We start from the raw sequence: 9,104 nt of genomic DNA, 5'->3' as shown, positions 1-9,104 counted from the left end.
GCCATTTGCAAAGTCATTCAATCAGATTTAATATATAGACTGTAATCTATATTGTGATTGTAATATGTGGACAGTCATTACAACGGATCTGTTTAATGAATGGCTTGAACAGCAAGATGAAGCAACACAAGAGAAAGTCTTAGCTGCATTGGTTGTTCTACAACAGCAAGGGCCTAGTTTAGGTCGTCCTTTAGTAGATACCGTCTACGATTCTAAATTTACCAATATGAAGGAACTACGTGTTCAGCATCGTGGTAAACCGTTAAGGGCATTTTTTGCATTCGATCCCCTAAGACAAGCGATTGTGCTGTGTATTGGTGATAAGAGTAATAAAAAGCGTTTTTATACAGAGATGCTAGCAATTGCAGATGAGCAATACGCACTTCATCTCTCAACTTTAGGAGATCAATCTAATGGCTAAGAGCTTACAAGAATTATTGGCTAGTCGCTCTCCAGAGAGTCAAGCTCGTATTCAAAAAATGGCTGATGAATTACTTTTAGAAAGTCAGCTTCACCTTATCCGAGAAGAGTTAGAAATTTCCCAGAAAGAACTAGCTGCAACCCTTGGAATTAAACAGCCGTCATTATCAGCAATCGAAAATCGTGGTCATGATCTTAAAATTTCAACGATGAAAAAGTATGTTGAAGCAATGGGTGGAAAACTTCGTATTGATGTAGAGCTTCCAACAGGAAAACACATAGGGTTCAATGTCTAATAATAAACCTTTGAAAAATAGTACTAAATTACTTGTTAACTTAGACAAATTTATATTTTTAGTCAATGCTGCCGATAGCCTAGAAGAAATTGAAATTATTAGAGATTTATGCTGTGAATATTTTTCACATTGTAAGAGGCCAAGCTATTACATTGATATTTTTGACAATGCTTATTGGTTAAAATATTACGAAATAGCTTAATCCTTCTAGATTCGCATAAGAGTTTCTATGTTAAATAGGACTAAAAATATACTCTAATTTTAGAGTTTTCTTTTAGGTATGATGTAAAAACATACAAGCCTAAGAGTTTAATTTAAAGGTTAAGAATTGAATAAATTAGTAAATATTTTTATGGCTTTAGGAGTTTGCCTTTCAATGGAAACATTTGCAGAACCTGTTTTTTCTAATGATTTATTAGCGAAAGCAGAAAGTGGAGATACTTCTGCCCAGTTAGAATTAGCTGAGATTTATCTATATGGTCATGGTGTTGATTCAGATGAAAATCAAGCTGAAATTTGGGCTATTAAATCAGCTGAAAATGGAAATGTAGCAGCAATGTTTTGGTTAGCTGATGGATATGTTACCTATGCTAGATTAATAGAGGATGATGACAAAAACGATTCTTTAGAACATTTCCAAAAAGCTTTTAAGTGGTTTCAGAAAGCTTCAGAAAATGGTCATTCTGAATCAATGGTTGAGTTAGCTGACCTATATACTCGCGCAGATAGCGGAATAGAAGTTAATATTAAGAAAGCTTTAGAACTTCGTGAAAAGGCTGCAAAGTTAGGTAATAAGAAAGCAATGCGAAGTCTTTCCGCTATGTATCGTGATGGTATAGGCATTCCTAAAAATACTGATTTAGCTCAAAGTTGGTGGGATAAGTCTGAAAATTAATTTTAGTAAAAGTTAAGGATTTTTTAAGAGTCTAATAAATGAATAGTGTTCATGAAATTATAGAAAAAATACATAATGAATGGGAGATTGAACCTAAGAAAGCTATTCAGAGAGGTAGGGAATGTCCCTTTCCTTTGCAGTGTTCATTAAACCTAAAAAGCAAAATTTACCCACAAATACCCCAAGTACTTTTACCAAAAGTATTAGAGGATTTTTATACAGTATCTAATGGTGCAGATCTATTTAAAGATCAAGAATACGGACAATGGGGCTTAAAATTATATTCTATTGAGGAAGTAATTTTTGCTTCAAAAATTTATAAAAGTAATCGTAATAATGACGCTCTTCAAAGTGACTTAATTATTGGAGAATTCTATGGAGATTCAGACTTATTGTTAGTTCGATGTGATCCTAATAGTGATGATTACGGCTCTATTTTTGTTGTCTTACCTATAGATCAAAGACAAGACTGGTACATTGTTGCTAATACTTTTCAAGAATTCATTAGTAAATTTTATGAAACTCAGGGTGATAAATTCTGGGAACCTTAAAATTATATGGCCGATATAAGCTCTATTTAACTTATGTTCACCTAAAATTTATTTAATTATCACAAAAATAGTATCATTTTTTGAATTTCATATAACGCACATTATGTTAAATAGAGGGAAAATCTATTTTTAAAGTGATAAAATTATTGCAGTTATTTTAAGAATAGCTGCTTTTGATACTTGATCATCTAGCCTAATTAAAAACTGTTTTTTAATAATTTGGAATATAAATAAGATTTAGTTAAAATTAACATTATTCATATAAATTAACATTATGTATTACATTTACTAATAATTTAAAATAATTAGTAGAAAAAAATTATGTTTTAATTATTTCTTTGATTATATAAATTGAGAGTAAAAAATGATTAATACGGAATTTTCAGAGTGTATTTCTGCATGTACAAACTGTTCACTTATTTGTACTGAATGTGCAACTTCTTGTTTAAAAGAAAAAGATTTAGAGATGATGCGTGAATGTATTCAACGTTGTCTAGAATGTGCAGATATTTGTCAGTTATGTGTGCGTATGCAACAACATAACTCACCTTTCCTCAAAGAGATTTGTGAGCTTTGTGCTAAGATCTGTGAATATTGTGCGGAAGAGTGTGAAAAACATTCACATGATTATTGTAAAAAATGTGCTGAGGCTTGCCGTCAGTGTGCAGAAGAATGTCGAAAAATTGCCATGTAAAATACTTCAATAATGTTAATTATATGGCTCTAGACTAACATAATCATTCTGCTAGTCTAGAGCCTTTCCTAAAATTAACATAATACACCTTATACGAAATGTGTTATAATTTTCCTTAGAAATCAATGCTGTAGTTTCTAGTTTATAGCCCATCTTCCCCAAGGTGGGTTTTTTTTATGATTTTTCACGTTCCACGCTTATTTATTGAGCAATGTTCCACGGTTTTATTTAGCCTAAGTTAACCATATGGAAGAAAAAAACGACTCCAGAAGCCACGCTTTTTAGGCTCTGGTTCAACATGCTCTGGAACAGGAATGCGCTTATTCTCTGGAGTAGTCAATCCGTCATGTTTAGGATCATCAATATTAGGTTCTGGCTGTACTTGAGCTACATTCGCTTGCGACTGTTCTTGATCGGTAAACGTAGTCATATTGGCTTTTGGTGCTTCTAGTAAGCGCTGCATGGCCTCGATCTGATCTTGATAAAACGATTCACGTTCTAGTGATTGATTTTCTCTAAACAGTGCTTGATTTAACTGTTTTTCCAGTATGTCAACTTGACGTTTTAATAGGTCAACTTCTGTCAAGTTTTGACTGTTAATTGATTGACTTTGATTGACATTAGTATCTTTCTTTTGTGGTTCCCCAAAAACTCTTATGGCTTCTGCGAAGTCAATTAATCCATCAGATCCTTTAGATAAATTTCCTTTGTTTATATGGGCATATATGGCTTGTCGTGAATATCCGTAAAGCTTAGCCAACTCTGAAACTGACAGTTTTTTCATTATGTAAACCAGTTTTCAATTTGTGTTAATACTTGACTGTCAACTTTACAATGTCAATTGACATCATTTATTGAAAGCCAACTTTTCGAAGTAATGGAGTAAGTTCTTTTAATTTCTCCGGCTGTTTTAGCATATCTGCAATCCGTACAGCAAATTGTTCATAGCTTTCGGTGCCTTGTGAAAGTTTTCCCATTTCTGGAAGCTCTGACAATTTACTCGCAAATGAATAGCGTTGTGCATCTGTTAAAGTGATCGTTATATCTTCGCTTACACCTATACTTTTAGCTGACTTCGTCACTGATTTTTTTTGTTTAAAGCTAAATGAAAAACCTGTAATTGATCTACCAGTCTTATGCTGTTCAACTTTAACAGTAATGTCGGTATGTTCATTTACTTGCTTTAATGCAATGTCTAAGACATATTTTTTAAAGTCATACATTCGTTTGTATTCAGTATCGAGTACACCTATTTTTTGTCTGAAATCAGACAAAGTTATAAGAGGCGTTTTTCCTGTACTACGCCATGCAATCAATATCTCATATAACCGAACGGCATAAGCACTTGTTAAATTGCTTATTTGTTGTATTTCATACTTTGTAAATTGTTCTTCTAGTCTTGTAATTAAAGGCACGATAGCGGGAGCAAAAATAAGTCTAACAACCGCTTCATTATCAATATAAGCGACTTCACTCACCCATCTTGACTTGTGATTAATAATGTTGCCTTTTTCACTAAGACTTTGATAACTGAATTGTCTTGCAAATAGATCATCACAAGCATCTTTTAATGCCTGATAAGCCGTGTTTCGATGTACACCAAATTGATTGATGTAGCTTTCAGCATGAACTGTTAATGGATCATTAGCATTTATTCCCTTACCCGATTCCCTTGCTTCAACGATAGCTAGAAGAATTAACCGTTGCTCGACTAGATCAAGGTTATAACTGGCATTAATTAATGCATTATCTTTAACTATTAGTTCTGTTTTCATATGAAAAGGTTATATTTTTAATTCAATAAGACGAGGCTATATCATAAACTCGCTTAATGCAAGGTAAACCTCGTTTTAATGCAAGGTAAACCTCGTTTTAATGCAAGGTAAACCTCGTTTTAATGCAAGGTAAACCTCGTTTTATAGTCTCTAAGAATTTTATAAATAAAGGCTTTCAGCATGTCTAAAAGCATTTAAAAGATTTAAAAATATTTAAAAGCTCAGGTCATGAAAAATTACCCTTGGTTTTCGCTTCGCTCAAACTCTATTGAACTTCGCTTTCGCTCAGTTCGTCGGGGCAATTTTTTGGTTAATACTTGCGTGACTTTAAGAAAAAGCAAAAGCAACTCGGAATTCGCTTCGCTCATGAGCTTTTTTTCTCGCTACGCTCGGTCCAGGAGCAAATTTCTGCATGAAAATTAAGCTTTCTTAGGCTAAAGAGGGCAAAAAAATGTTTTTCAGAGAGTCTAGACGCAAATTTTGATAGTTCGCTCGTAGACACTCGCTCTATGCAGCTATCTAAAGTCAAAACATCTCTTTACTTCACTCTCTTTTGCGTTTTTTGAGCTGTTTTCTGTTTTTCGCTATAAGATCTATGTTTTTTAGATAAAGGCTCTTAAATCGCATTTGAATGCTTTCTGTGAAGCTTTTCATAATTAAAGTTTTAGGTTGAAATTTTTAACCTGGATGAATGAACAAAAACTGATCTTTTTACGTTTTTATAAACCAGAAAATAAATACTTTTTTCCATGTAAAACCAAGCACCAGTCCTACGTCACTTTAGCCAATTTTCTAATCCAGAATCCGGCACATGCCGGGATTTTTTTGTCACACACCACGCATCTAAAGATGATAACCCTCAAACCTTTGCTAGATATGGTTTTTATAGGTTTTTTTATCATATAGAAACTGTTTCAAAAAAATGGATAAAAACTAATATAACTAGTTGTTTTTAAATAAAAAATAAACTTTCATTGAGTTTTTCAAAAAAAATCCAATTTTTTGATTTAAAGTATTGAAATATAATGTAAAAACAACTTTCAAACCAAATTTCAGAATATATCTTAAAATTAAGGTTAATTTATTGAAATTATGAAAAAAATTGATGAAAGTTTAGATTTTTAAGTTTCAGAATTGTGTACAAAATTAATGGACTTTTTTATGCTAAAAATTTGATTTATATGATTATTGTTCTGTACATGGTGTTGTACAAAAATAAATACTATTTTGGGTCTAAGTGAATGAAAATTATAAAAAATAATATGTACACATGGATTATACAATAATGTACAAATTTTAGTGGCTAAATTAGGTATAAAGTATTGAAATTTATTAAAAATAAATATGTACAATCCAAGGTTACTTCTTATGTCAACAGAATTAGTCAATTCAGCCAATATCATCTCTTTTCCTAAGCCATGTGCCTTCTGTGAATCAACGGAACATGTACAACTTTTTGCTGGGCTGATGCTTTGCAGGAGTTGTCAGGAAAACATCAAAATTACCAATCCTGATCTGTTTGCTACCAATGATCAGATTCAACAAAAAGCCCAGGATTAACCTGGGCTTCGTATAAGGTGTATTATGTTAATTTTAGAAAATCTAAAAAAGGGATAGTTAAAAACTATCCTTTTATCTTTTAAAAATTATCTTAATAATAATACTGGTTTTGTAGAGCTTGATAACAATTTGGTCGTCGTACTACCAATAAAAAACTGGCGTATTTTTGAGTGACCATATGCACCAATAACCATCATATCAATAGAGTTTTTCTCTTGGTAATCTAATATTGATTTCTCGACATCACCTTCGAGTACACTCTCAATGACATCAAAACCATTATTTGCAAGCAACTCTTTTGCCCAAGTGACTTGAGATGTCATATCACTATTTGGCTTACCAACATATACCAGATGAGCTGTCAGGTTTTTTAATAAAGGGCTATTGGCAATTTTGTCTACACAAATACGTGCAGTCTGACTTCCATCAAAAGCAATTAAAAAAGACTTAGGTGGACTAAATGGTGCAGACGTTATTAATACGGGTTTATGAAGGGCACGAACAACATTTTCAATATGGGTTCCAATTTTACTGGAATCATGCTCGGTTTCATTCCCATGCTTACCCATAACAAGAACTCTAATGTCGTCTTCCATTCCCATGATTGTTTCTAAAACACTGCCATGGCGTTGAAAACTTTGAGCATCAATAGAGAACTTCTCCAATAAATAGTTCTTTGCTTCCCGAAGAAGAATCTGGCCATGCTCTAGCTCGATTTTTCCCTTACGTTCTTCGAGTTCAACCAATTCTTTGAGCAAGGTTTCTCGACTTCCTAGACCAATTGCACCACTTAAATCTTGTGGTGCTTTTGCTTTTGGCTTATCAATGACATGCAATAGTTTAATAGGTGAATTAAGTTTATCGCTAAACCAAGCTGCATAATCACACACAGTATTTGTTACTAATGATCCATCAATACATGCAATAATTTTTGACATAACTAATCCCTCTTAGTGGCTATTTAAGCGATCTAAAGCATCTGGCTTATCATGGATACCAAACTTATCGACTAATGTTTTACTAGCTTCATTCATTCCAATAAGTTCGACTTCTGTTCCTTCACGTCTAAACTTAATGACCACTTTATCTACGGCAGCAACCGCAGAAACATCCCAGAAGTGTGCCTGACTGACATCAATCACCACTTTTGAAAGTGCCTCTTTGAAATCAAATGCAGAAGTAAATTTATCTGCTGAACTGAAGAACACTTGACCTGTTACCGTATAAGTACGTGTGCTTTCTGATTCATCAAATACAGATTGAATCGCCATATAGCGTTCAATTTTATTGGCAAAAAATAATGCAGAAAGAAGAACACCGACTAATACACCATAAGCCAGGTTATGTGTGGCAACAACTACGACGACTGTAACGATCATCACGATATTGCTAGAGAGAGGATATTGGCGGATATTGCGCAGAGAATCCCAGTTAAATGTTCCAATTGATACCATAATCATGACAGCAACCAGTGCAGCCATTGGAATGACTTTAAGCCAGTCACTGATAAACACCACCATAATCAACAGGAAGACCCCGGCACTAAATGTAGATAAACGGGTACCCCCACCAGATTTCACATTAATAATCGATTGACCAATCATGGCACAGCCTGCCATTCCGCCTAAGAAACCTGAAGCAATATTGGCAACGCCTTGTCCTTTACACTCACGGTTTTTATCACTATTGGTATCTGTTAAATCATCGACAATCGTTGCTGTCATCATAGATTCAAGCAAACCTACGGCTGCTAATCCCAGTGAATAAGGCAAAATAATCGTTAAGGTTTCAAGATTTAAAGGAATATCAGGAAGCAAGAAAATTGGAAGCGTATCCGGTAATTGCCCCATATCTCCGACGGTTCTTACATCTAAACCAATGAATAAGGCAAAGAGCGTAAGTAAGACAATACAGATGAGAGGAGAGGGTAAAAGCTTCCCTATCACTGGAATATAAGGGAATAGATAAATAATGGCTAAACCACCAATTGTCATCGCATAGACATGCCATGTCACATTAGTGAGTTCAGGTAATTGAGCCATAAAAATTAGAATAGCCAGGGCATTCACAAAGCCAATCACAACTGACTTGGATACAAACCGCATCAAGGCACCTAATTTTAGATAGCCGGCTAAGATTTGAATAAATCCTGTCAAAATTGTGGCTGCTAATAAGTATTGCAGACCATGCTCTTTAACCAGTGTTACCATTAATAACGCCATGGCACCGGTTGCCCCAGAAATCATACCAGGGCGACCACCTACGAAAGCAATCACCACGGCAATACAGAATGAAGCGTATAACCCGACTTTAGGATCGACACCTGCAATAATAGAGAAGGCAATTGCTTCAGGAATTAGAGCCAAAGCGACAACAATACCCGCAAGGACATCCCCGCGAATATTAGAGAACCATTGTTCTCGAATAGTGGATAACATGAAATAGCCTATTTTTTTAAATTTTAAGAAAGGCTAGTGATGTGATATATACGACACACAAGCTACTACACCACATCACTAGACAGTGATGAGTTATTTACTGATTTAAGAGGTAAATAAACTTATGGTGGCGTAAGTGTCATATTAAGAAAGATATCTATTTTGGAGGATTTCGGGGGCAATCATAGCAGCTAGCCCCTTTTCTATCCACCCTAAACGCAGTACTGAAGTAAAAGCTAAGAATTATCATAGATAATTTTAGAATTGATTTATGCCCATTTAACATAATGGGGCTTATGCGAAATGGATCTTTAAGATTACTTTAAGATCAGTAGCTTACATTGAGTCATACCCTCTGGAACGACCTCGTTCAACCGACTTAGAAACAAGTCGGTTTTTTTATGCTCAATTTTGATACTTCTTGCCAATAAAATTGTTTAAAAAATAATCAAAAATAGCAATACCATAGAGTTTG

12 protein-coding genes are annotated in these 9,104 nt (G+C 34.1%); 8 read left to right on the top strand and 4 right to left on the bottom strand.

Annotated features, from left to right (window positions below; genetic code table 11):
• The first annotated feature begins 64 nt into the window (after positions 1-64).
• From R5R67_RS18355 to R5R67_RS18330, 6 genes are all read left to right on the top strand, one after another.
• Complete coding sequence (locus tag R5R67_RS18355) at positions 65-421, top strand: type II toxin-antitoxin system RelE/ParE family toxin (protein WP_000269904.1); 357 nt, start codon at positions 65-67, stop codon at positions 419-421.
• Positions 414-716 carry a helix-turn-helix domain-containing protein gene (locus tag R5R67_RS18350; protein ID WP_001129974.1) on the top strand — a complete coding sequence of 101 codons (303 nt, stop codon included), beginning with the start codon at positions 414-416 and terminating at the stop codon, positions 714-716. The genes R5R67_RS18355 and R5R67_RS18350 overlap by 8 nt, the downstream gene beginning before the upstream one ends.
• Positions 709-918, top strand: coding sequence for a hypothetical protein (locus R5R67_RS18345; protein WP_000069475.1), 210 nt, complete (start codon positions 709-711; stop codon positions 916-918). The genes R5R67_RS18350 and R5R67_RS18345 overlap by 8 nt, the downstream gene beginning before the upstream one ends.
• A gap of 174 nt (positions 919-1,092) precedes the next feature.
• Positions 1,093-1,611 carry a tetratricopeptide repeat protein gene (locus tag R5R67_RS18340; protein WP_000447195.1) on the top strand — a complete coding sequence of 173 codons (519 nt, stop codon included), beginning with the start codon at positions 1,093-1,095 and terminating at the stop codon, positions 1,609-1,611.
• Positions 1,612-1,649: 38 nt separating this feature from the next.
• A complete protein-coding gene (locus R5R67_RS18335; RefSeq protein WP_001089574.1) occupies positions 1,650-2,162 on the top strand; it encodes an SMI1/KNR4 family protein in 513 nt (170 codons plus the stop codon).
• Positions 2,163-2,526: 364 nt separating this feature from the next.
• Positions 2,527-2,856 (top strand): four-helix bundle copper-binding protein, encoded by a 330-nt coding sequence (locus R5R67_RS18330; protein WP_000610966.1) that lies wholly within the window; start codon positions 2,527-2,529, stop codon positions 2,854-2,856.
• 238 nt (positions 2,857-3,094) lie between these two features.
• Here the strand turns inward: R5R67_RS18330 and R5R67_RS18325 are convergent, their stop codons facing one another.
• Positions 3,095-3,640: a plasmid replication DNA-binding protein gene (locus R5R67_RS18325; RefSeq protein ID WP_000736775.1), complete on the bottom strand. Its 546-nt coding sequence runs from the start codon at positions 3,638-3,640 to the stop codon at positions 3,095-3,097.
• Between the two features lie 67 nt (positions 3,641-3,707).
• On the bottom strand, positions 3,708-4,631 hold the full coding sequence (gene repM / locus R5R67_RS18320) for a replication initiation protein RepM (RefSeq protein WP_000845851.1): 924 nt from the start codon (positions 4,629-4,631) through the stop codon (positions 3,708-3,710).
• Positions 4,632-5,318: 687 nt separating this feature from the next.
• Between repM and R5R67_RS19745 the strand changes: the two genes are divergently transcribed.
• A complete protein-coding gene (locus R5R67_RS19745) occupies positions 5,319-5,537 on the top strand; it encodes a hypothetical protein (protein ID WP_001005328.1) in 219 nt (72 codons plus the stop codon).
• Between the two features lie 462 nt (positions 5,538-5,999).
• Positions 6,000-6,191: a hypothetical protein gene (locus R5R67_RS18315; RefSeq protein WP_000102616.1), complete on the top strand. Its 192-nt coding sequence runs from the start codon at positions 6,000-6,002 to the stop codon at positions 6,189-6,191.
• Positions 6,192-6,277: 86 nt separating this feature from the next.
• Here the strand turns inward: R5R67_RS18315 and R5R67_RS18310 are convergent, their stop codons facing one another.
• Complete coding sequence (locus R5R67_RS18310) at positions 6,278-7,129, bottom strand: universal stress protein (RefSeq protein ID WP_000034562.1); 852 nt, start codon at positions 7,127-7,129, stop codon at positions 6,278-6,280.
• Positions 7,130-7,141: 12 nt separating this feature from the next.
• Positions 7,142-8,629 carry a SulP family inorganic anion transporter gene (locus R5R67_RS18305; RefSeq protein WP_000953324.1) on the bottom strand — a complete coding sequence of 496 codons (1,488 nt, stop codon included), beginning with the start codon at positions 8,627-8,629 and terminating at the stop codon, positions 7,142-7,144.
• Positions 8,630-9,104: the final 475 nt, after the last annotated feature.

This window comes from Acinetobacter sp. OYA S30 (genome assembly GCF_033599315.1).
Classification (GTDB): Bacteria; Pseudomonadota; Gammaproteobacteria; order Pseudomonadales; family Moraxellaceae; genus Acinetobacter; species Acinetobacter baumannii.
The sequence above is the reverse complement of the archived record's forward strand: the minus strand, read 5'-3'. Positions and strand labels throughout refer to the sequence as shown.

Excerpts from the sequence above, each read along its gene's own strand:
- R5R67_RS18330 (WP_000610966.1), top strand. The coding sequence starts at position 2,527 with ATGATTAATACGGAATTTTCAGAGTGTATTTCTGCATGTACAAACTGT.
- repM (WP_000845851.1), bottom strand. The coding sequence starts at position 4,631 with ATGAAAACAGAACTAATAGTTAAAGATAATGCATTAATTAATGCCAGT.
- R5R67_RS18335 (WP_001089574.1), top strand. The coding sequence starts at position 1,650 with ATGAATAGTGTTCATGAAATTATAGAAAAAATACATAATGAATGGGAG.
- R5R67_RS19745 (WP_001005328.1), top strand. The coding sequence starts at position 5,319 with ATGAATGAACAAAAACTGATCTTTTTACGTTTTTATAAACCAGAAAAT.
- R5R67_RS18325 (WP_000736775.1), bottom strand. The coding sequence starts at position 3,640 with ATGAAAAAACTGTCAGTTTCAGAGTTGGCTAAGCTTTACGGATATTCA.
- R5R67_RS18345 (WP_000069475.1), top strand. The coding sequence starts at position 709 with ATGTCTAATAATAAACCTTTGAAAAATAGTACTAAATTACTTGTTAAC.
- R5R67_RS18340 (WP_000447195.1), top strand. The coding sequence starts at position 1,093 with ATGGAAACATTTGCAGAACCTGTTTTTTCTAATGATTTATTAGCGAAA.
- R5R67_RS18305 (WP_000953324.1), bottom strand. The coding sequence starts at position 8,629 with ATGTTATCCACTATTCGAGAACAATGGTTCTCTAATATTCGCGGGGAT.
- R5R67_RS18350 (WP_001129974.1), top strand. The coding sequence starts at position 414 with ATGGCTAAGAGCTTACAAGAATTATTGGCTAGTCGCTCTCCAGAGAGT.
- R5R67_RS18310 (WP_000034562.1), bottom strand. The coding sequence starts at position 7,129 with ATGTCAAAAATTATTGCATGTATTGATGGATCATTAGTAACAAATACT.
- R5R67_RS18315 (WP_000102616.1), top strand. The coding sequence starts at position 6,000 with ATGTCAACAGAATTAGTCAATTCAGCCAATATCATCTCTTTTCCTAAG.
- R5R67_RS18355 (WP_000269904.1), top strand. The coding sequence starts at position 65 with ATGTGGACAGTCATTACAACGGATCTGTTTAATGAATGGCTTGAACAG.